This window comes from Flavobacterium sp. 120 (assembly GCF_003633605.1).
Classification (GTDB): Bacteria; Bacteroidota; Bacteroidia; order Flavobacteriales; family Flavobacteriaceae; genus Flavobacterium; species Flavobacterium algoritolerans.
Map to the genome: position 1 here is coordinate 301195 of NZ_RBKZ01000001.1, position 21738 is coordinate 322932.

Annotated in this window: 16 protein-coding genes and 1 tRNA gene; 10 read left to right on the forward strand and 7 right to left on the reverse strand. The window is 34.4% G+C overall.

Annotation, left to right across the window (positions count from 1 at the left end):
- Positions 1-79: 79 nt before the first annotated feature.
- The gene (gene nirB, locus C8C87_RS01195) at positions 80-2587 is read right to left on the reverse strand and encodes a nitrite reductase large subunit NirB (protein ID WP_121340844.1); all 2508 of its coding nucleotides are present in this window, start codon (positions 2585-2587) and stop codon (positions 80-82) included.
- Positions 2588-2884: 297 nt separating this feature from the next.
- A tRNA-Phe gene (locus tag C8C87_RS01200) sits at positions 2885-2957 on the reverse strand.
- 98 nt (positions 2958-3055) lie between these two features.
- Here C8C87_RS01200 and C8C87_RS01205 point away from each other — a divergent pair.
- From C8C87_RS01205 to C8C87_RS01230, 6 genes are all read left to right on the forward strand, one after another.
- Complete coding sequence (locus C8C87_RS01205; protein WP_121340845.1) at positions 3056-3790, forward strand: type III pantothenate kinase; 735 nt, start codon at positions 3056-3058, stop codon at positions 3788-3790.
- The gene (locus C8C87_RS01210; RefSeq protein WP_121340846.1) at positions 3783-5033 is read left to right on the forward strand and encodes a hypothetical protein; all 1251 of its coding nucleotides are present in this window, start codon (positions 3783-3785) and stop codon (positions 5031-5033) included. The genes C8C87_RS01205 and C8C87_RS01210 overlap by 8 nt, the downstream gene beginning before the upstream one ends.
- Positions 5034-5080: 47 nt before the next feature.
- Positions 5081-5635 carry an LPS export ABC transporter periplasmic protein LptC gene (lptC, locus tag C8C87_RS01215; RefSeq protein WP_121340847.1) on the forward strand — a complete coding sequence of 185 codons (555 nt, stop codon included), beginning with the start codon at positions 5081-5083 and terminating at the stop codon, positions 5633-5635.
- Positions 5636-5646: 11 nt separating this feature from the next.
- Complete coding sequence (locus tag C8C87_RS01220) at positions 5647-5841, forward strand: hypothetical protein (protein ID WP_099713633.1); 195 nt, start codon at positions 5647-5649, stop codon at positions 5839-5841.
- 3 nt (positions 5842-5844) lie between these two features.
- A complete protein-coding gene (locus C8C87_RS01225) occupies positions 5845-7104 on the forward strand; it encodes a hemolysin family protein (protein WP_121340848.1) in 1260 nt (419 codons plus the stop codon).
- A gap of 108 nt (positions 7105-7212) precedes the next feature.
- Complete coding sequence (locus C8C87_RS01230) at positions 7213-9309, forward strand: peptidylprolyl isomerase (RefSeq protein WP_121340849.1); 2097 nt, start codon at positions 7213-7215, stop codon at positions 9307-9309.
- Positions 9310-9418: 109 nt separating this feature from the next.
- Here C8C87_RS01230 and C8C87_RS01235 read toward each other — a convergent pair whose 3' ends face one another.
- Both C8C87_RS01235 and C8C87_RS01240 read right to left on the reverse strand, forming a co-directional pair.
- Positions 9419-10336 (reverse strand): GYDIA family GHMP kinase, encoded by a 918-nt coding sequence (locus C8C87_RS01235; protein ID WP_121340850.1) that lies wholly within the window; start codon positions 10334-10336, stop codon positions 9419-9421.
- A gap of 52 nt (positions 10337-10388) precedes the next feature.
- Positions 10389-11705: a hydroxymethylglutaryl-CoA reductase, degradative gene (locus C8C87_RS01240; protein WP_121340851.1), complete on the reverse strand. Its 1317-nt coding sequence runs from the start codon at positions 11703-11705 to the stop codon at positions 10389-10391.
- A gap of 179 nt (positions 11706-11884) precedes the next feature.
- Between C8C87_RS01240 and C8C87_RS01245 the strand changes: the two genes are divergently transcribed.
- From C8C87_RS01245 to C8C87_RS01260, 4 genes are read left to right on the forward strand one after another with little or no spacing between them, the layout of a single operon-like run.
- Entirely contained in the window at positions 11885-14056 is a 2172-nt protein-coding gene (locus C8C87_RS01245; protein WP_121340852.1) for a S9 family peptidase, read from the forward strand.
- A gap of 9 nt (positions 14057-14065) precedes the next feature.
- Complete coding sequence (locus C8C87_RS01250) at positions 14066-15610, forward strand: peptide MFS transporter (protein ID WP_121340853.1); 1545 nt, start codon at positions 14066-14068, stop codon at positions 15608-15610.
- 4 nt (positions 15611-15614) lie between these two features.
- Complete coding sequence (locus C8C87_RS01255; protein WP_099713626.1) at positions 15615-17420, forward strand: peptide MFS transporter; 1806 nt, start codon at positions 15615-15617, stop codon at positions 17418-17420.
- A gap of 46 nt (positions 17421-17466) precedes the next feature.
- Positions 17467-17928 carry a thioredoxin family protein gene (locus tag C8C87_RS01260; RefSeq protein ID WP_099713625.1) on the forward strand — a complete coding sequence of 154 codons (462 nt, stop codon included), beginning with the start codon at positions 17467-17469 and terminating at the stop codon, positions 17926-17928.
- On the opposite strand, the gene C8C87_RS01265 is transcribed toward C8C87_RS01260, so the two are convergent.
- From C8C87_RS01265 to lpxB, 3 genes are all read right to left on the reverse strand, one after another.
- The gene (locus tag C8C87_RS01265) at positions 17929-19968 is read right to left on the reverse strand and encodes a ComEC/Rec2 family competence protein (protein WP_121340854.1); all 2040 of its coding nucleotides are present in this window, start codon (positions 19966-19968) and stop codon (positions 17929-17931) included. It lies immediately after the preceding gene.
- 69 nt (positions 19969-20037) lie between these two features.
- Positions 20038-20559, reverse strand: a complete 522-nt coding sequence (locus tag C8C87_RS01270) for a C40 family peptidase (protein WP_099713623.1) — start codon at positions 20557-20559, stop codon at positions 20038-20040.
- A 47-nt stretch (positions 20560-20606) separates the two neighbouring features.
- On the reverse strand, positions 20607-21719 hold the full coding sequence (gene lpxB / locus C8C87_RS01275; RefSeq protein ID WP_121340855.1) for a lipid-A-disaccharide synthase: 1113 nt from the start codon (positions 21717-21719) through the stop codon (positions 20607-20609).
- Between the last annotated feature and the right edge of the window lie 19 nt (positions 21720-21738).

The following is a 21738-nucleotide window of genomic DNA, read 5'->3' on the forward strand; positions in this document are numbered from 1 at the left end:
AAAGGAGAGGAATCAAAGGCTAAAAACAGTTAATTAGTTGTGTATTATGTAGTAGTTGTTTTTGTTTTAAAATGACTGATTACCAAGATTTAGGCATTTTTTGATCTCTTAACGGTACAAAAACAATGTTGTCATCGGCTTCGTCAGAATTAGTGAAATGGCTAAAACGTTTCATCATTTCAGGATCTTCAATCGCTTGTTTCCATTCGCATTCGAAAGTATCTACCAAGCCTTGCATTTCTGTTTCTAATGCTTCTACAATTCCCAGGCTGTCATCGATAACTACTTCTTTTAGGTAATCTAATCCGCCTTCCAGTTTTTCCAACCAAGTAGAAGTTCGCACTAATGGACCCGCAGTACGGATGTAAAACATCAAGAAACGATCTAAGTATTTGATGCAGGTCTCTCTGTCAATTTGTTCGGCCAATAATACGGCATGTTTAGGATTTGCACCACCGTTACCGCAGATGTATAAGTTCCAGCCACCTTCAACTGCGATTAATCCGAAATCTTTTCCTCTGGCTTCGGCGCATTCGCGTATACAAGCAGAAACGCCACCTTTTATTTTATGAGGCGAACGAAGTCCTTTGTATCTGTTTTCTAATTCGATAGCAAAACCGGCACTTTCGTCCATTCCGTAGCGACACCAAGCGTTACCCACACAGCTTTTTACAGTACGTAGTGATTTTCCATACGCATGACCGCTTTCGAAACCATTGTCAATTAGAGTTTTCCAAATTTTAGGTAAATCATTTAGTTGCGCCCCAAATAAATCGATGCGTTGCCCTCCGGTAATTTTAGTGTACAAATTGTATTCTTTGGCCACTTCACCGATAACGATAAGTTTGTCGGCAGTTATTTCTCCACCGGCAATTCTTGGTACTACAGAGTAGGTTCCGTTACGTTGAATATTCGCGAGGAATCTGTCATTAGAATCCTGTGCTGTGATGTGTTTATTGGCAGTATCATTGTAAATACTGGAAAATATTGAAGATAAAATAGGTTTGCAAACCTCACATCCATCTCCTTTTCCTACAACTCCTAACACTTCATCGTGGTTCGTGAATTTATTGATTTTTACGATGTCGTATAATTCTTGTCTGTTGTATGCAAAGTGCTCGCAAATAACATCTTTGACTTCTTTTCCTAATGATTTTTGAGTTTCTTTTACAAGGTCAACAACCATCGGTTTGCATCCGCCGCAGCCCGTTGTTGCTTTAGTGTGTTTTACAACATCTCCAAAAGTAGTACAAGTTTCATCAACGATAGAACAGCAAATAGCGCCTTTGGTTACATTTTCACAAGAGCAGATTACGGCAGTATCCGGTAAATCCATTGCACTTCCAAAAGAAGATGCTTCGCCACCTCTCGAACCAAGAATCAAATCTTCTGGGTTTTTGGGTAACGGCATGGCATTGCTGTAAATTTGGAACAATGCATTGTAATCACTTGAATCACCAACTAAAATCCCGCCCAATAAGGTTTTGGAATCTTTAGTAACGTTGATTCTTTTATAAATTCCGCTTAATTTATTTTCGTAAACAATAGCGGTAACTTCTTCATTTTCTATAAATGGATCCCCAAAACTCGCCACTTCAACGCCAATTAATTTTAATTGTGTCGACATGTCGATGGTGTCTCTCATTGTTTTAGCTCCTTTCAGGATTTGTTCAGCGGCAACATCGGCCATTTCATATCCGGGAGCCACAAGACCATAAATCATATGGTTGTAAAGTGCCACTTCGCCTATCGCATAGATAAAAGGATCCGAAGATTGCATCTGATTGTTTACTACAATTCCTCCTCGTACGCCCACTTCCAGCCCTGAAACTCTTCCCAGTTCATCACGTGGTTTTATTCCTGCGGAAATTACCAACATATCTACTTTAAGTAAATCGTCTCCTTCAAACATCATTCCTGTAATAGCATGCTCTCCAGCAATATATTGTGTTGATTTGTTAAGGTGAATGCTAATATTAAGTTCTTCGATTTTTGATTGCAGCATGTCACTGGCGCCTTTGTCCAATTGTCTTGGCATCAATCGAGGAGCAAATTCGACTACATGAGGATTCAGTCCTAAATCATATACTGCTTTTGCGGCTTCAAGTCCTAATAATCCACCACCCAGAACGGCAGCTTCGGTAGCGTCATTTCGTTTTATTTTTTTGGCGTAAGCCATAATTGCATCCAGATCTTCAATGGTTCTGTACACAAAAACACCTTCTTTGTCAACTCCTTCTATAGGTGGTACAAAAGCGGCTGAACCTGTTGCTAAAACTAAGTAGTCGTAAGTATGTGTTTTCTCTAAATGAGTATGTATTGTTTTTTGCTCTCTATTAATATCAGTAATTAATTCGGAGGTGTTTAGGGTAATGTTATTCTCTTCATACCAATTTGATGTTGATAATGATAAGTCGTCAGCGCTTTTTCCTGCAAAGTATTCACTTAGGTGAACTCTGTCGTATGCGCGTCTTGGCTCTTCTCCAAATACGGTGATTTGGTATTCTTCATGTCCTGATTTTGCAATGAATTTTTCGCAAAATTTGTAACCTACCATGCCGTTTCCGACTACTATTACTTTAATCATAATCTAATTAATTAAGTATTATTATGCAAATATAAGTATTAATACTTATATTTAAATACTTAATTTAAATTTTTTTATTCTAAGTAATTTTAAAAAAGGAGATTGAGGGAGTTTTTGTCTTATTTATTCTTTTAAATAATTAGAACATTAGGAATGGTTTCAGCTTTTGGCAGAATTTTAAAAGCGTTATATTTTGTGGGAAATGAGTTGGAGATGTTTAATGCTGGTAGCTAAAAGGAGTGCCTGGTTGGGAATTGTCTAAAAACAAAAAACCCGAATATTTCTATTCGGGTTTTGTGGTACCTCCAGGGATCGAACCAGGGACACATGGATTTTCAGTCCATTGCTCTACCATCTGAGCTAAGGTACCTCGCTATTGCGGGTGCAAATATAGAATGATTTTTAGTTTATCCAAAACATTTTTTAAAAAAAATCAATTCGTACCTTCGCAACATCAAAAACCAAATTATGATTTTAGTTGTCGATGTTGGAAATACCAGAATTAAAGCGGCTGTCTTTGAGGATGCTACCCTTTTTGAAATTTTTGTTTTTTCTAAAATAGAACTTCAAAAAAATATTGAAAATATTTTAAAAAAATTCGAAAAAATAACTGATTTGATCGTTTCGTCTGTTGGAGATGTCGAAAAACAGTCTTTTTTAGCCTATAACAATGTATTGAATGTGCATTTTCTATCCCATGAAGATCCTTTTCCGTTCCTGAATCGTTATGCGACTCCTAAAACTTTGGGAATTGACCGAATGGTTCTTGCAGCAGGAGCCACGCTTCAGTTTCCAAATCAGAATCGGTTGGTTATTGATGCCGGAACGTGTGTTACGTACGATTTTATTGATGAAGAGAATAATTATTTGGGCGGAGCCATTGCGCCAGGATTGCGATTGCGCTACGAAGCGTTACATAATTTTACGGCCAAACTTCCTTTGTTATCATTAGAAAGTCCCAAAGATTTCATTGGAACTTCCACTTCTGAATCGATTCATTCTGGCGTGGTGAACGGTTTCGTCTATGAGATTGACGGTTTTATCGATGAATATAAAGCAAGGTATTCAAATTTTATAATAATTTTAACGGGTGGCGACACAGATTTTTTGGCTAAACGATTAAAAAATACCATATTTGCCAATTCAAATTTTCTTCTGGAAAGTTTGAATCAAACATTTCAATATAAAATCAAAAATGATTAAAAAAATTATAATAAGCGCCTGTTTGCTTTTATCATTAGTGTCTTTTGCTCAAGAAGGAACATCTTCTCCATATTCTTTCTACGGAATTGGGGACGTAAGATTCAAAGGAACGCTTGAAAACCGCTCTATGGCAGGTGTAGCTGTTGAACAGGATAGTATTCACATAAACTTACAAAACCCAGCCAGTTACGCAAATCTTAAACTGACAACTTTTACTTTAGGAGGAACTTACGGGACTACAACTTTAAAAAATAGTACTGAATCAGCTAATGCCAGAAGAACTACTTTGGATTACCTAGCAGTTGGTTTGCCTTTGGGTAAGTTTGGATTAGGTTTTGGATTGATTCCGTATTCTTCTGTTGGGTATAAAATTGAATCTATTTCAGAAACTGGAACAGAAAACAACAAGCGTTTTAATGGGACAGGAGGTTTGAATAAAGCTTTTTTGGGTGTAGCATATAAAATTGCCCCTAATTTTAACATTGGTGCCGATGTGAATTATAATTTTGGAAAAATTGAAACCAATAGTCTTGAGTTTATTCAGGAAGTTCCAATTGGGACGCGCGAATTGAATTCAGCAGATTTATCTGGAGTAAATTTTAATCTTGGAATGATGTATCAAACCAAAATCTATAAAAAAATCACTCTTTTTAGTAGTTTAACGTATTCATTGGAAAGTTCTTTAACGTCTAAAAACACTAGAAATATTTCGACAGTAATCTATAATTCAAATTTTGATTTGGCTGTTGTTGATGTTCTTGGTGATGTTAAAACTGAAGCAAGTATAACAATGCCTAGTAAAATATCATTAAGTGGAGGTATTGGTGAGGCTAAGAAATGGCTTGTTGGCGGTAATGTTTCTTACGGTAAAACTTCGGGTCAGGCAAATGAATATAATGATGAAGCTAATGTAGGGTATGGAAAATATGGAAGCGTTAGTTTAGGAGGATATTACATTCCTAATTATAATTCGTTTTCTAGTTATACAAAAAGAATTGTATACAGAGCCGGTATTAAATATGAAAAAACAGGATTGGTAATCAACTCTGAATCGATAAATGATATGGGTGTGACTTTTGGTTTGGGACTTCCGATAACGGGTAGTTTCTCAAATGTGAACTTTGGTTTCGAATTAGGAAAAAAAGGAACTACAAAAGCAAATCTTGTTCAGGAGAACTATGCAAACTTAAGTGTGAGTTTTTCACTTAATGACAAATGGTTTGAAAAACGAAAATTCAACTAAAAACAAGAATTGGTAGTATTGCCAAATTTCTTCGCCAAGTTCAGCGTATGACTGTAGTCAAAAAAAAGTATATTAAATCAGTTGTCACAGTTTTTGCTGTGACACTGTTTTTTGGTTGCGAAAGTAATTTTAAGGAAATTCAGAAGATTAATTTTTCAGAATTTATCCCAAATAGTGACGCAGATATGGTAAATTTGAAATACACTGATTCCGGGCGAATTACGGCAATTCTTGTAAGTACTAAAATGTTGGATTACTCCAGTGTTGACTTTCCTTTTACGGAATTTCCAAAAGGAATCGATGTTACTTTATTCGATAAAAAAGCGAAGAAAACCTTTATCAAGTCTAATTATGCTATTTCGTATAAAGGCACTAATATTATTGATTTGCAAGGGAAAGTGAAAATTTTCACCGAAGATGGTCAGACCTTAGAAACGGAGCAATTGTATTTTGATCAAAAAAACGAATGGTTCTTTACGGAAAGAAAGTTTAAATTATCGGATCCAAAAGGAACTTCAAATGGACAAGGAATCGATTTTAGCAAAGATTTCAAAGTGATTAATTCTCAAAAAATAACTGGCGAAATAGAATCTGCCGATTAATACAATACATTATGAATTACCTAAAATACACACAATACGTTTATCTAGTTTTTGGCGCTTATTTTATTTATGACGGTGTCACTAAATTAAATGATCCCGAAGGAACGTTTTGGTTGAGTTTTATGATTGCAGGATTGGCTATTTTTATGTTTTTCTTCAGGAGAAAATTTGCCAAAAAATTTGATGACCGAAACAAAAAATCCTAATTAATGGAAGTTAGTATTATCATATTGTGTCTAATACTAAGTGCTTTTTTTTCAGGAATGGAGATAGCCTTTGTCTCTTCAAATAAAATTTATCTTGAAATTGAAAAAAAGCAAGATAATTTCGTTTCAAAAATACTTACAAAGCTTACTGAAAAACCAACTAACTTTATAGTTACCATGCTTATTGGGAATACTATAGCGATGGTGGTGTATGGTTTTTTTATGGGCGAATTAGTGATGCGTTGGTTTGCTGTTTTTGGATATCATTTTTCAGATGGGCTAAGTTTAGTGCTTCAGATTCTGATTTCGACACTAGTCATATTGATAACGGCTGAGTTTCTTCCTAAAGTTTTTTTTCAAATTTACGCCAACTCGTTAATTAAGATTTTTGCAGTTCCGGCGTATGTTTTTTATAAGTTTTTCTATTTTATTTCTACCTTTTTTATTGGAATTTCTGATTTTATTTTGAAGAAATTCTTCAAAACGGAAGGGGATAATATTCAGTTGTATTTCAGTAAAATAGAACTTGGGAATTACATTACCGAACAAATGAGTAGTGTTGAGGATAATGAAATGGTGGATTCTGAAATATTAATGTTTCAAAATGCATTAGAGTTTTCCGGTGTGAAAGCCAGAGATGTAATGAGCCCCCGAACGGAAATTATTGCGGTTGAAGTATTTGATTCAATTGAAAATCTCAAAGAATTATTTATAGAAACTGGGTATTCTAAGATTGTGGTGTATCAAAATTCTCTTGATGATATCATTGGTTATGTTCATTCGTTTGATTTGTTTAAAAAACCAAATAATATCAAGGAAATTGTAATTTCGGTTGAGTTTGTTCCTGAAACTATATTCATAAAAGACGCCATGAATTTGCTTACTAAAAAGCGAAAAAGCGTCGCCGTTGTATTAGATGAATACGGAGGAACTTCAGGAATTATTACCATAGAAGATATTGTAGAAGAGCTTTTTGGCGAAATTGAAGATGAACACGATTCAGACGAAGAATTGATAGAAAAAGAATTAGGAGAAGGAGTCTTTATTTTTTCAACTCGATTTGATGTCCAATATTTGAATGACACTTATAAGTTAGACATTCCTGAAAGTGATTCTTACGGAACACTTGGCGGTTTTATAGTAGATTTTACAAAAGAAATTCCGCAAAAAGGCGATACGATTTCCATAGGCAGCTATCATTTTATAATTGAAGAAGCCACAAATAAGAAAATAGAATTAGTAAAAATGACCGTACAAGACTGATTTTTTTTAGGAAAATAAAATTTCTTGCAAAATAAAACGCTACTAGTATAATTATTAATTAGATAATTGTATTTTCGCAAACTGAATATAAAAATTAACAACAATAAAATGGCAGTTTTACAAAAAATTAGACAACGTTCACTTCTTCTGATACTCGTTATCGGGTTTTGTTTATTAGCATTTATCATAGGTGATATATTCAATAGCGGTGGTTTCAGCAGTACATCAAAAGATGTAGGAAGCATTGATGGAAAAGATATTTCATTCGAAGATTTTAGAGTTAAAGTAAGTAATGTTGAAAAAAGTGGTCAAGGGATTACGTCAACTGAAGCAGCAAACAGAGTTTGGGAACAAGAAGTTTCTATAGCTTTATTAACTTCTGAATTTGATAAATTAGGACTTAGAGTTGGTGAAAAACACTTATTGGAAGTTTTGAAAGCTGATCAAAATATTGGTGGAAATCCTTTGTTCTTGAATGCTGCCGGTGTTTTTGATGTTGTAAAATTCAAAGAATACTTCAAAGCAAATCCTGAACAAGCTCAATTCTTGAAAGATAGAGAGAAAGATGCTGATTTGAATGCTAAATACCAAATGTATAATACTTTGATTAAAGCAGCAGTTTATACAACTGAAAGCGAAGGAAAGTTGAAATATGAAATGGAAGCAAACAAAGTAAACTTTGCTTACGTTGCAGGTTTGTATTCTACAATTAAAGACAGTGAAGTAAAAATTACTGATGCTGAGATTGTTGAATTCATGAAGAAAAATGAAAAAAAATACAAAGCTGACGAGTCTCGTGAAGTAGAATATGTTTTGATCGAAGACAAAGCTTCTGCTGAGGACGAATCTGAAGTAAAAACAAAAATAAATTCATTGTTGACAGGAAGTGTGGTTTACAACCAAGCTACTGGTAAAAACGATACATTGCCAGGATTTAGAACTACTACGAACACAATTGACTTTGTGAATTCAAATTCAGATGTTCCTTATGATTCAACTTACATTGCTAAAAAAGATTTACCGGCTGTAGATGCTGATAAATTATTCAACCTGGCTCCAGGTGCAGTTTATGGGCCATACATGTTTGGAAAATACTACTGTATTTCAAAATCTATGGGAATGAAATCAGGAGTTAATACTAAAGCAAGTCATATTGTTATAGGTTATGAAGGTTCTCAAGCTCAAAATCAAAAAGAGAAAAGAACAAAAGAACAAGCTAAAGCTAAAGCTGAGTCTATTTTAGCTCAGGTTAATGCAAATCCGGATAGCTTCATGATGTTGGCTTTCACAAATTCTGAAGATCAGTCAGCTCAACAAGGTGGTGATTTAGGTTATTTTGGTCCAAACCAATTGCCAAAACCATTTAATGATTTTGTTTTTAATAATGGTATCGGTAAAGTTGGTTTAGTAGAAACTGATTTTGGTTTTCATATTGTTAAAATAACGGACAAGCAAGACGGAATTCGTTTGGCTACTGTAGCTCAAAAAATCGAAGCTTCAGAAGCAACTTCTGATAAGATATTTACTCAAGCAACTAAATTAGAAATGGATGCTGCTGATAAAGATTTTAATAAAGTTGCAAAAGATATGGGACTTAAAGTTACTCCAGCTGTTTCTGTAAAAGGAATGGATGAGAACTTTGGAACATTAGGCAATCAAAGAACAATCGTAAGATGGGCTTTTGAAGATGGAGTTAAAGTAGGATCTGTAAAAAGATTTGAAGTAGCTAATGTAGGTCACGTAATTGCAAAATTGAAAAGTATTGACGATTCTGGTTTAGTAGCCGTTTCAGTAGTTAGACCTTATGTGGAGCCAATTCTTAAAAACAAGAAAAAAGCGGAACTTATCAAAGCTAAAATGTCAGGTTCTTCTCTTGAAGCAATTGCAAAAGCAGTAGGAGGAACGGTACAACAAGCAACTGGTCTTACTATGGAAAACACCATGTTGCCAGGTGTTGGTCAAGAGCCAAAAGTAGTTGGAAATGCATTCGCATTAGCGGCTAATAAATTATCTGCTCCAATTGAAGGAAATACTGGAGTTTATGTAGTGAAAAACACAAGCACAGTAAAAGCACCAGCTTTAAAAAGCCACGCAGCTTATGTGACTAAATTAAAAGCACAAAGCGCTTCAGATGCAAGTAGAGTAATTCCTGCATTGAAAGCTAACGCTAAAATTGAAGACAACAGAATAGATTTCAATTACTAATTTTTGAAAAAGTAATTAATCAAAATAAAAAATCCCGATACATATTGAATGTATCGGAATTTTTATTTTAATGAAGTTTTATTTGTAAGCGTGGATTAATTATGAAACATTAAGACAATATCATTTCATTATACGGAACGATAGTTTTATATCCTTTTGAAACAAAATAGTCAGTTGGATTTTCAGTTGCAATCGCCATAACAAAATCACCTCCCCAAGCGCCAAGACTTTTTATCACGCCATTAAAATCAGGAAATAAAGATTCTTTTATGGTATGTGTTTCCAGAATAATACTCATTTGTACTTCGTGTTTTTGTATTGCTGTAGCAAAAGATTGAATCGTAGTGGCATTCAAAACTTCTGAAGTTATACTGTCATTTAAAGCAATGGTTTTTGCCAGATTGTTTTTTTTATTTATGTTGTATGCCGCTATTGCGGTTTTGCTGCTTTGCTTTTTGTTAAGGTATACAAAGTATAGGTTTTGTGTAAATTCTGGATTAAAGGTTACTTTTTCAACAATGGGATTCCCTTGTTCCAGATGATATAGGATAGGAGTGTTGTTCTGTGCGCAGGCAATATCATAACCACTGCCTCCAAAACTGTTTTTAAGTAGTATAAAGGCGTCGATTTGCAGCCATTGGGCAATATTGTTTATCAAAGTCGATGACGTTCCCAGACCCCAGCTTTTAGGAAATCCAAGTTCAGTAGTTATACGGTATCCGTTTGAATTTAAAATGAAATCAGGATTTAACTTAAAAGCTTCGTGCAAAATAGTCGTAAGTGTTGTTTTTACCGATTCATTTTCAGGATTAACTCCCTTTGAAATATCAGAAAATAAAATAGTGTCTTCAAACCAAATGCTTCCGTCCGCATCATAACTTTTCCAGATTATTTCCTTGTTGTTTCCCTCTTCTATATTGAGGTTTTGCCCCATTTTTGTGGGTAATGCAAATGCTTTTGCGCCATCAAGAACCAGGTATTCTCCTGTGATTAAAAGTTTTCCGTTACTGTAAAATGTTTTTTTCATTGTCTTTGTGAGGAACGAAGCTACCTTGTTTTTTTGTTGCTTCAAGATAAAATTATTTTCTTAAACTTTCAATATAAGTAACCACAGCGCTATGTGAAACAGTATTCTTTTTGAAATATTTTAGGATTAAAACACGTTCTTCATCATTGGCTTCAAACTGGTTGATAATATTGTTCAAATGCATTTTCATGTGTCCTTCCTGAATTCCTGTTGTGGTCAAAGAGCGCAAAGCGGCAAAGTTTTGGGCCAAACCGGCTACGGCTACAAACTGCATTAATTCCTTGGCAGATGGTTTTTCTAACATTTCCAAGGACAATTTTACCAATGGATGTAAGGAAGTTAAACCACCAACAGTTCCTAATGCTAAAGGGATTTCCAACCAAAAAGTAAAAATGCCATTTTCTATTTTGGCATGGGAAAGACTGGAGTATTTTCCGTTTCGGGAAGCATAGGCGTGAATTCCGGCTTCAACAGCACGGAAATCATTTCCTGTTGCCAGAACTACGGCATCCACTCCGTTCATGATTCCTTTGTTATGCGTTACGGCACGGTATGGTTCGACTTCAGCTATTTGAACGGCTTGGACAAATTTCTCTGCAAATTCTAGAGGATTAGGAATGTGTTTTTCTTCTAAATCAGCAATCGGGCAAGAAACTTCGGCTCTTACGATGCAATTTGGAACATAATTCGAAAGGATGCTCATCACAACTTCAATGTCTTTCTCCGTTTCCGTGAACAAGTCATAATTATGTGCTTCTTCTTTTAATGTTTTGGAAAATTGTTCCAGACACGAATTGATGAAATTAGCTCCCATGCTGTCTTTGGTTTCAAAAGTGGCATGCAGCTGAAAATAATTGGGCAATAAATCGGTTTTGTCTTTTAAGATGATGTCTAAAATTCCGCCACCGCGTTTTTGCATATTTGTTGTAATCGATTCTGTTTCTGCGAAAAATTTGCTTTTGTTTTGGGCAAAAAACAAGTTCAATTTTGAAACATCTCCTTTATAGATAAAATGAACCTGGCCAATTTTTTCGGTGTTGATTACGCTTGTTTTAAATCCGCCGCGCGTGGACCAAAACTTAGCAGCTTTTGCGGCAGCGGCAACCACAGAACTTTCTTCAATTGCCATAGGAATCGTGCTGTATTTTCCATTAATCAGGAAATTAGGAGCAACTCCGAGCGGAATGTAGAAATTGGTTATCGTGTTTTCGATGAATTCATCGTGTAATTTCTGTATTTTTTCATCAGAATTCCAGTAGTTTTTCAGCAAGGAAATGGCTTCTGAAGGTGTTGAAAAATATTGATTGGCAATCCATTTAATTTTTTCTTCTTTGGATAATTTAGAAAATCCGCTAATGGCCTTATTCATTCTCAATAGATTATAATATGTATACCTGCAAAGATACGCTTTTAGCTGTTTTGTTTACTATGATAATATCCTCAATAAATGGGTGTTTAGAATATTGTTTTTAACATTTAACACATCGAATGTGAAATTATTGTAAATTTTTCACTAAAATTGACGGTTTTTATATTTAAAGAAATATCATGTATTCGAAAAAAATTATTGCATTATTTTTATTCCTGTGTTTTACTGTTGTTGGCCAACAAAAAATCACAATTGATGAAATTTACAACGGCACTTTTCGTGCTCAAGGAATGGATGAATTACAGTCCATGAAAAATACAAATCAATACACTGTATTGAATTTAGACAACCAGTCCAGAAGTATGCAAATCGATTTGTATGATTTTGCAACTTTAAAAAAAGTAGCTACACTTATAGATACAAAATCCCGCAAAGAACTTTCAAACGGGATTGACAGTTATACGTTTGATGCTTCAGAAAAAATGATTTTATTGGCGTGCAATACGAATCAAATCTTCCGTCACTCCTTTACTGCTGATTATTATTTGTACGATATAGCCAGTAAAAAATTAAAAAAGCTATTTGATTTTCAGGTTCAGGAACCTACTTTTTCACCTGATGGAAAAAAGATAGCATACGCCAAAGAAAATAATCTGTATGTATATGATTTAGCTTCTAATAAATCGACTCCAATTACTACAGACGGACAAAAAAACAGCATTATTAACGGTATTACGGATTGGGTTTACGAGGAAGAATTTGCTTTCGTAAAAGCTTTCGATTGGAGTGCTGACAGCAAAAAAGTGGCTTACATTCGTTTTGACGAAAGTCAGGTTCCGGAATTTTCGATGTCTATGTTTGGAAAAGAATTGTATCCAATGATGCAAACGTTTAAATATCCAAAGGCCGGTGAAAAGAATGCTCTAGTTTCTTTACATATTTATGATGTAAATTCGAATGGGGTAAAAAATGTAAACCTTGGTAATTACACTGATTTTTATATCGCCAGAATGAAATGGACGAATGATGCGAATACATTATGTGCACAGGTATTGAATCGTCATCAAAATAATTTGGATTTGTTGTTTATCGACGGTAATTCAGGAACTTCAAAAGTAGTTTTGAACGAAAAAGACAAAGCCTATGTTGATGTTACGGATAACTTGACTTTCTTGAAAGACAACAGTTTTATTTGGACCAGCGAAAAAGACGGTTTTAATCATATTTATTTATATGATAAAAACGGAAAATTGAAAAACCAACTGACCAAAGGAAAATGGGAAGTGACTAATTATTATGGTTTAGACGAAAAGACAAATACGGTTTTCTATCAGTCTGTAGAAAATGGATCTATTAATAGAGATGTTTACAGAATAGGTCTTGACGGAAAAAACAAAGTGCGTTTGTCACAAAATACAGGAACGAATGCAGCGACATTCAGCCCGAATTTTCAATACTACATCAACACATTTTCTAGTGCGTCACAACCTACGACGTATACTTTGAACGAAGCTAAAGTTGGAAAACAAGTTCAGGTTATTGAGAACAATGAATCATTGGCTTCGAAACTAAAAAGCTATAATTTACCTGCTAAAGAGTTTTTTGTTTTAAAAACAGCAAAAGGTAATGAGCTAAATGCTTGGATGATTAAACCTAAAGATTTTGATCCAACAAAAAAATATCCTGTTTTTATGTACCAATATTCTGGTCCGGGTTCGCAACAGGTAAATAATGAGTGGAACAGTACGGATGATTATTGGTTTATGATGTTGTCACAACAAGGGTATATTGTAGCTTGTGTTGATGGACGCGGAACTGGTTTTAAAGGCGCTGATTTCAAAAAAGTGACTCAATTGCAATTAGGAAAATACGAAGTGGAAGATCAAATTGATGCTGCTAAAGTAATAGGAAATTACGCATTTGTTGATAAATCTAGAATTGGTATATTTGGCTGGTCGTATGGTGGTTTTATGGCGTCTAATTGTATCATGAAAGGAAACGATGTTTTCAAAATGGCAATTGCTGTAGCTCCGGTTACAAACTGGAGATTCTACGACAGTGTGTACACGGAACGTTACATGACGACACCACGGGAAAATGCGAGCGGATATGATGATAATTCACCAATAAACCATGTAGATAAATTGAAAGGAAAATTTCTTTTGATTCACGGTTCAGGAGATGATAACGTTCATGTTCAAAACTCCATGCAAATGATGGAAGCTTTGATTCAGGCTAATAAACAATTTGATTCCCAAATTTACCCAGACAATAATCATGGGATTTATGGTGGAAAAACCAGAATTCAATTGTATACAAAAATGACTAATTTTATCAAAGAAAACTTATAACAGCGCTTTATGACAAACGACTCATTGAATAAGGAAGAATTTTTTGGACATCCAAAAGCGCTTTTTATATTGTTTTTTACCGAAATGTGGGAACGGTTTTCGTTCTACGGTATGAAAGCCTTGTTGATTTTTTATCTGACAAAGTACCATTTGTTTTCGGATACTTCTGGAAATTTACTCATTGGAAGCTATGCTGCTCTGGTATATGCTGTTCCGGTTTTAGGTGGTTTTATAGCGGATCGCTATCTCGGATTTAGAAAAGCGATTGTTTTTGGAGGTATTATGCTGGTGTTAGGTCATATAGGAATGGCTTATGAAGGGAATGCCGCAACTGAATCTATTACTGGCGAAATTACACGGGACGAAACCGCCTTACAAATATTTTACTTTTCATTATCCTTAATAATTGTCGGAGTTGGTTTTCTAAAAGCCAATATCTCTTCATTAGTGGGGGAATTATATGAAACAGGCGATAAAAGAAGAGATTCTGGATTCACTTTGTTTTACATGGGAATCAACTTAGGTTCCTTTATGGCTACGCTAATATGTGTTTGGCTTGGAGAAACGTATGGTTGGAGTTATGGTTTTGGTGCAGCTGGAGTCGGAATGTTTTTTGGATTGTTGACTTTCATTTCCGGTAGAAAACTATTGATGGGAAAAGGCGAATCAAACAATGCTTCTTTATTAGAAAAAAAATCGTTTGGACTTAAAAATGAATGGCTAATTTATATTGGAAGCGTATTGTCGACATTGTTGTTTTGGCAGATGGTTCAAAATCATAATGCGGTTTCATGGGCTTTAAAAATTGCAGGTGGTATTTCCTTTATTTATATTGTTTATTATGCCGTTACAAAGTTAGATGGAAAAGCACGTCACCAATTAATCGCTTTGACCATTCTGATTGTATTTACAATTGTATTTTGGGCATTGTTTGAACAGGCATATACCTCGATGAATTTATTTGCTGACAGGATTTTAGACCGAACTATATTTGGTTATGAAATTTCTGCCGGACAGTTCTTAAGTTTTAATGCCTTATTTATAATTTTGCTAGCTCCAGTTTTTGCTTGGATATGGCCAAATTTAGGAAAATACAATCCTAATACAGCCGTAAAATTTGCTTTAGCATTAGCTTTAGTCGGTTTAGGTTTTGGAGCATTAGTTATGGGAATAAATCTTTCTGGTACAGGAAAAGTAGCGGCAATTTGGCTAATATTAGCGTACCTTTTGCATACATGCGGAGAATTGAGTTTGTCACCGGTAGGACTTTCTGCAGTGACTAAATTATCTCCAGCAAAAATCGTGGGATTCATGATGGGTGTTTGGTTTTTAGCAACAGCCAGTTCAGAATTTATCGCTTCTATCTTAGCTAATATCGCTTCTGTAGATACTTCAAATGGTACAGCACCGGATTTAAATTTAGCAAAACAGAGTTACTTAGTACTTTTTGAATATTTATTTTATACAGGACTTGGTTTCGGATTACTGTTATTGGTACTATCGCCAGTAATCAAAAAATTAATGCACGGAGTAGACAAAGAATTAAACAATTAATAACATGAGTGAAAATACTACAGATCAATTTTTTAAAAGTACCGTTCTAGGACATCCAGCGGGATTATTCGTTTTATTCTTCACAGAGATGTGGGAGCGATTTTCATTCTACGGAATGCGTTCTTTATTGATATTATTTTTAACCGCTTCTTTTACAGATGGTGGTTGGGAATGGACTCGTGAAAATGCTTCTGCATTATTTGGATCCTACGTTGGATTGGTTTATTTATCCACGATGTTAGGTGGTTATTTTGCCGATAAAGTGATAGGTTTTAGATGGGCAGTTGTTGTAGGTGCCAGTTTGATGACTTTAGGACACGCTTCTATGGCTGTTGAAACAGAATTTTCTATTTATTTAGGATTAGTATTGTTAGTTTTTGGAAATGGTTTTTTCAAGCCAAACATGACATCAATCGTATCTGAAATGTACAAAGACCGTCCTGAGAAGAAGGATGGTGCTTATACATTGTTCTACATGGGTGTAAATGCCGGGGCTTTCTTTGGTATTTTACTTTGTGGTTATTTAGGAGAAAAAGTAGGTTGGACGTATGGTTTTGGTCTTGCCGGAATTTTTATGTTCTTTGGAATGTTACAGTTTTGGTTGTCACAAAATATCTTTGGAGACATTGGTTTAAAACCAAACAAAGAAAGCAAAGCGAAAGCAGAAGCTTTGGATACGGATAAAAGAAATCCTTTTTCACCAATACAATTAGCGGCTATTGCATTTTCATCATTATTAGCTTTATTGTGGCTTTTAAATGATCCTGCTTCCAAAATATCCGGAGGAAAAGTAAATGTTTTTTCTTTCTTAGGACCAAATGGTAATTCGATTGCTATAGTTTCAGCACTGGTTGTGTTTATTATATTATTGATATACAGATTTACCCAATATTCTAAAATCACTAAAGAAAAATTAATAGCAGTTACATTCTTTGCATTCCTGACTATTTTCTTTTGGGCAATTTTCGAACAATCTCCAAACAGTTTAACCATTTTTGCTAATGATTATACGGATAGAGTTTTAACAGGTAATTGGAGTGTAGTATTCTTAGTGATGAATTCATTGATTACTATATTACCATTAGTAATTATTACTTGGGTATTGATTCTGTTGTTCAAACAAACATTCAAGTTGTATGCTATTGCAAATATTATTTTAAGTGTTAGTTTTATAATTATTTGGGCAATAGCAATATGGATGTTGGCTAAAGATTATTACACTGCAGGATATTTATCATTGTCTGATGAAACCTTACAGGCGTTGAAAATTGATAAAGTAACTACTGCATTAACCGAAGTTCCAGCAACTTGGTTTTCTACCTTAAACTCCTTGTTTATTATTTCATTAGCACCATTGTTTTCAAAATGGTGGGAAAGTAAATACAATCCTGCGGCTAATTTGAAATACGGAATCGGAATGGGATTATTAGCGCTTGGTATGGCTTGTGTAGCTTTTGGCGCAAGCGGAATCGAAGCGGGTGCAAAAACAGCTTCTGTAAGTATGATTTGGTTGATTTTGGTATATCTTTTCCATACTATGGCTGAATTGTGTATCTCTCCGGTAGGATTGTCTTATGTGAGTAAATTAGTTCCAGCAAGAATGATTGCATTTATGTTTGGAGTTTGGTATCTTGCAGTTGCAATAGGAATGAAAGGAGCTGGTATGTTTGGAGAAAATATTGATAAAATTGCCAATGAACACGGATTGAGTTATTTCTTCTGGATGTTAGCAATAATATCTATTGTAGTGGCTTTGTTCTCAATTTTGATGGGGCCGGTAATTAAGAAATTAATGCATGGTGTTCGATAAATTTTAGGCATTGTTTTTGATTTGTCAATAATTAAAAATTATAAATATGAAGAAAATAATAGTTGCTTTGTTATTGTTTGCGGGATCATTTGCCGCTGAAGCACAAGAATTAGTTTGGGAAACCAATGTCATTAAGGCTATGGACGTTTCTAATAAAACAAAAAAACCAATGTTATTGTTTTTTACCGGTAGCGATTGGTGTGGTTGGTGTATCAGGTTACAAAAAGAGGTTTTGAAAACTCCTGAATTTGCTGCTTGGGCCAAAGAAAATGTGGTTCTGGTAGAATTAGATTATCCTAGAAAAGCACCACAGACTCCTGAGATTAAAAAACAAAATGACGAATTGCAGCAAGTTTTTGCTATTCAAGGATTCCCTACAGTACATTTTGCTAATGTTACAACTGTAGATGGCAAAGTGAATTTTCAAGGTCTGGGAAGTACGGGATATGTTGCTGGCGGACCATCTGCATGGTTAGCTGTTGCAAATGGATTTCTTCAGAAGAAATAATTAGTCATTCAATTTATAATATCCCTTTTCACTCGTAGCGTGAAAAGGGATTTTTTGTTTGATACAAGTTGCCTTCCATTGTTTTTGAATGGTTTTATAATTAGAGGCATCTGCTACGACCATCTTTGGTTTTAAAGCCTGCAACAAGCGTTCAAAGTTTATTTTGGGAGATTGTGTAAGTACAATGATATCCGGATGTATGTTTTTTGGAAAAATACCCGAACTGTCTAAAATGAAAATCTTTTTTCCATTAAAATAAAAAAGGTTTTGCAGTACTTTTTTCTCTCTAAGACTGCTTAAATTCCCTATTCGATAGGACTTTAATATATTGTTTTTTTGAGCAGATTTCAAAATACTGTCATTGGCATAGACCGTAATACTTTCCCCATTTCGTTCTGCCAGTAATGTGTTTCTTTTGATATTGAAAACAATCCATTCCTGTTCGTTTTGAATATTCCATTGAATACTCAAATACGAAATTTGTACAATGATGATTGAAATCAATACCAATACTAATTTGTTGAAATTTGGTTTCTTGAGCCAAATAATTGCCGTTACAACTACCAAATAACTACTAAGTAACAAATAAAAATGCAATGGAATGTCTTGAATTATAAATTGTTCTAAAGATGCAATTGTATTAATGATTTTATTCAAGTAATAAATGCTCCATTCTAGTAGTTGTGAAAGGAATATTGGAATGCTGTTAAGTGCCGCTAAAAGCAAGACTAAAACGCCTAAAACCATTATGATGCTCAATACCGGAATGATAATTAAATTGGTCACAAAAAATAAACCCGGAAACTGATGGAAATAGTAAATACTCAATGGTAAAGTTCCTAATTGTGCAGCAAACGAAACCGTGAGAATATCCCAAATGTATTTTAAGACTTTAGTTTTTGGTATCCAAATTGAGGCTAAAAGCGGTTGCAGCCAAATAATGAAAAACAACGCTAAATAGCTTAGCTGAAAACCAACATCAAATAGAAAAGATGGTTCAAAAAGCAAAATCAGTAATACGGAAACTAATAAAGTGTGGTAAATATTCACGCTTCTTCGTAAGTGATTTCCAATGGCAACAAACGAAAACATGGTTACGGAACGCACCACCGAAGGCGCTAATCCCGCGATGATTCCGAAACTGAATAAAGAGATGAGAATGATGAGTAGTTTTATAAATGAACCCCGTTTAGTATTAGGAATAGGCTTTAGAATGAAAGTGACAAAAATTAAAATGAATCCAATGTGCAGTCCTGATACCGATAATATATGTACCGCTCCGGCATATTGATAATCCCGAATGATTTCCGGTGAAATATCCTGCTGTTGTCCCATTATTAATGCTATGGCAACATTTAATTCAGTTTTGTTGAAGTTGTTTTTTTCTAAATTATGAATAATTCGGGTTCTTAATTTAGAAGAATAATACCAGATGTTTTTCTCGATTTTCGTTCCAATTTTGATTTCATCAACATCAGCATACAGTTGCGCATAGATTTGTTTGTTTTCGAGGTATTTACTGTAGTCAAATTGATTGGGATTATTAGGAGGTTTGTTTTTTGATAAAATCCCTTTAATAAGTAAAGGTGTCCCAATCTTAAATTCATGATGCAAACTATCCTTTTGAATGTTTAGGATGATTCTTCCTGTTTGTTTTTTCTCATCTACACGGTTTATAATGGCAATGTAGCGATCACTAAACGGAGAGCTTTTTAGCTTTTCGCGGATGATTATGGAAATGGAATGCGGTTTTTCAAAAATAGTCGTATTGTGAATATAATTGCTTTTCTGAAAATAATCAATGTGAATTACTTGAGTCGAAATTCCGATAAGAAAAGACAGAAGATATGTTGTCAAACCAAAATAGAAGATCTTCTTGCTTTTGTTTTTGAATAAAAAATACAACACTCCAAAAACACCAATGGATATTGAAAGTAAGATAAACAGTAATGATAGCGGTAGATGAAAGTAGTAGGCGAAAAGGATTCCTGAAATAAATCCAATTGTTATTCTCGCTAAAGGAAAATGGAGTACTTTCATGTATCTAAAGTACGCATTTTTAGCAAGAAAAAACTTTGTTTTTAAAAGTTATATAGCTTTTTAGCTTGACTATAACACCCGATTTAATTGTACAAAGGTTTTTTTATAATAGGGTTCTTTTGTAGAGGAAATAATTACTCCTTTTGAAGTAGAAGAATGAATGAATTTTATCTCATCATCATTGACTTCAATGACGATTCCTACGTGATTTATCTGTGAATTTTTGTTGGTTTTAAAAAATATTAAGTCTCCTTTTTGCGCCTCTTCGCGTTCTGTATTGATAACCTCACCTATTTTTGACTGTTGATAAGAGTTGCGGGGAAGGGTTATGTTATGTGAACTAAAAATGGTGTACATCAAGCCGGAACAATCAAAACCAGCTTTTGTTGTACCTGCATATTTGTATTTTACGCCAAGATTTTCAGCTGCTGCATCAATCAATTCTTCTGCCAAACGATTCGTTTTTCTTTTATCGGATTTCGTTAATTTCTCTTTTTTGGTGTCTGATTTTTTAGAAGTAACTATTGGGGAAGTCGATTTACAAGCCGTAAAAAAAATAAGAATCAATAATAGAAATGCGAAATGTTTCAAAAGAATGTATTTTTGATGAATTTAAATAGTAATAAATTAGTTGTAAACTATTGTAAATCAGAAACAATGAATTTAGCGGTTTTTTCACTGGCGCCAATGCCTCCTAATTTGTCTTCTAATAACGCATATTTTTCTAAAAGCGTATTGCGATGATTGGATTCCAGGATTTTTTTCAGTTCTTCACGAATGCGTTTTGTGGTACATTCCTCCTGTATTAATTCGGTTACTACTTCTTCATCCATTATCAAGTTTACCAATGAAATGTATTTGAGCGTGATGATTCGTTTCGCAATTTGGTAGGAAGCCCAGCTGCCTTTGTAACACACCACTTCCGGAACTTTAAAAAGTGCCGTTTCCAGAGTTGCAGTTCCTGAAGTCACTAATGCGGCAGTTGAATTTCGCAATAAATCGTATGTTTTATTGGAGATGAATTTTATGTTTTCATGAGAAATGAAATTTTTATAAAAAGAGAATTCCTGACTTGGAGCGCCGGCAATTACAAATTGATAGTCGGGAAAATCATTGACAACACTCAACATTACAGATAGCATTTTAGTGATTTCCTGTTTTCTGCTTCCTGGTAAAATAGCGATAATTGGTTTTTCGTCTAATTGATTTTCTTTTCTAAAAAGGACAGGGTCAACTGCGGGTTGGTTGTGAATAGCATCAATCAGCGGATGCCCAACAAACTCGACAGGGAAATGATGTTTGTCCTCGTAGAATTGTTTTTCGAAAGGTAAAATCACATACATTTTATCAATATCGTGTTTGATGTCGGTAATTCTACTTTCTTTCCAAGCCCAGATTTGAGGAGAAATATAATAATGTGTTTTCATACCCAACGATTTGGCCCATTTTGCAATACGCAAATTAAAACCTGGATAATCTATGAAAATAAGAACGTCGGGTTGAAACTCAAGAATGTCTTTTTTGCATATTTTGATGTTATTCAAAATAGTTTTTAAGTTAAAAATCACTTCGATGAAACCCATAAACGCTAATTCCCGATAGTGTTTCACTAAAGTACCGCCAACATTTTTCATCAAATCACCACCCCAAAATCGGATGTCAGCATTTGGATCTTTTTTATACAGTTCTTTCATCAAATTTGAACCATGCAAATCGCCTGAAGCTTCACCCGCTATAATATAATATTTCATGCTTTCTTGATTAGGAGTT

Excerpts from the sequence above, each read along its gene's own strand:
- nirB (WP_121340844.1), bottom strand. The coding sequence starts at position 2,587 with ATGATTAAAGTAATAGTAGTCGGAAACGGCATGGTAGGTTACAAATTT.
- C8C87_RS01205 (WP_121340845.1), top strand. The coding sequence starts at position 3,056 with ATGATTTTAGTTGTCGATGTTGGAAATACCAGAATTAAAGCGGCTGTC.
- C8C87_RS01210 (WP_121340846.1), top strand. The coding sequence starts at position 3,783 with ATGATTAAAAAAATTATAATAAGCGCCTGTTTGCTTTTATCATTAGTG.
- lptC (WP_121340847.1), top strand. The coding sequence starts at position 5,081 with ATGACTGTAGTCAAAAAAAAGTATATTAAATCAGTTGTCACAGTTTTT.
- C8C87_RS01220 (WP_099713633.1), top strand. The coding sequence starts at position 5,647 with ATGAATTACCTAAAATACACACAATACGTTTATCTAGTTTTTGGCGCT.
- C8C87_RS01225 (WP_121340848.1), top strand. The coding sequence starts at position 5,845 with ATGGAAGTTAGTATTATCATATTGTGTCTAATACTAAGTGCTTTTTTT.
- C8C87_RS01230 (WP_121340849.1), top strand. The coding sequence starts at position 7,213 with ATGGCAGTTTTACAAAAAATTAGACAACGTTCACTTCTTCTGATACTC.
- C8C87_RS01235 (WP_121340850.1), bottom strand. The coding sequence starts at position 10,336 with ATGAAAAAAACATTTTACAGTAACGGAAAACTTTTAATCACAGGAGAA.
- C8C87_RS01240 (WP_121340851.1), bottom strand. The coding sequence starts at position 11,705 with ATGAATAAGGCCATTAGCGGATTTTCTAAATTATCCAAAGAAGAAAAA.
- C8C87_RS01245 (WP_121340852.1), top strand. The coding sequence starts at position 11,885 with ATGTATTCGAAAAAAATTATTGCATTATTTTTATTCCTGTGTTTTACT.
- C8C87_RS01250 (WP_121340853.1), top strand. The coding sequence starts at position 14,066 with ATGACAAACGACTCATTGAATAAGGAAGAATTTTTTGGACATCCAAAA.
- C8C87_RS01255 (WP_099713626.1), top strand. The coding sequence starts at position 15,615 with ATGAGTGAAAATACTACAGATCAATTTTTTAAAAGTACCGTTCTAGGA.
- C8C87_RS01260 (WP_099713625.1), top strand. The coding sequence starts at position 17,467 with ATGAAGAAAATAATAGTTGCTTTGTTATTGTTTGCGGGATCATTTGCC.
- C8C87_RS01265 (WP_121340854.1), bottom strand. The coding sequence starts at position 19,968 with ATGAAAGTACTCCATTTTCCTTTAGCGAGAATAACAATTGGATTTATT.
- lpxB (WP_121340855.1), bottom strand. The coding sequence starts at position 21,719 with ATGAAATATTATATTATAGCGGGTGAAGCTTCAGGCGATTTGCATGGT.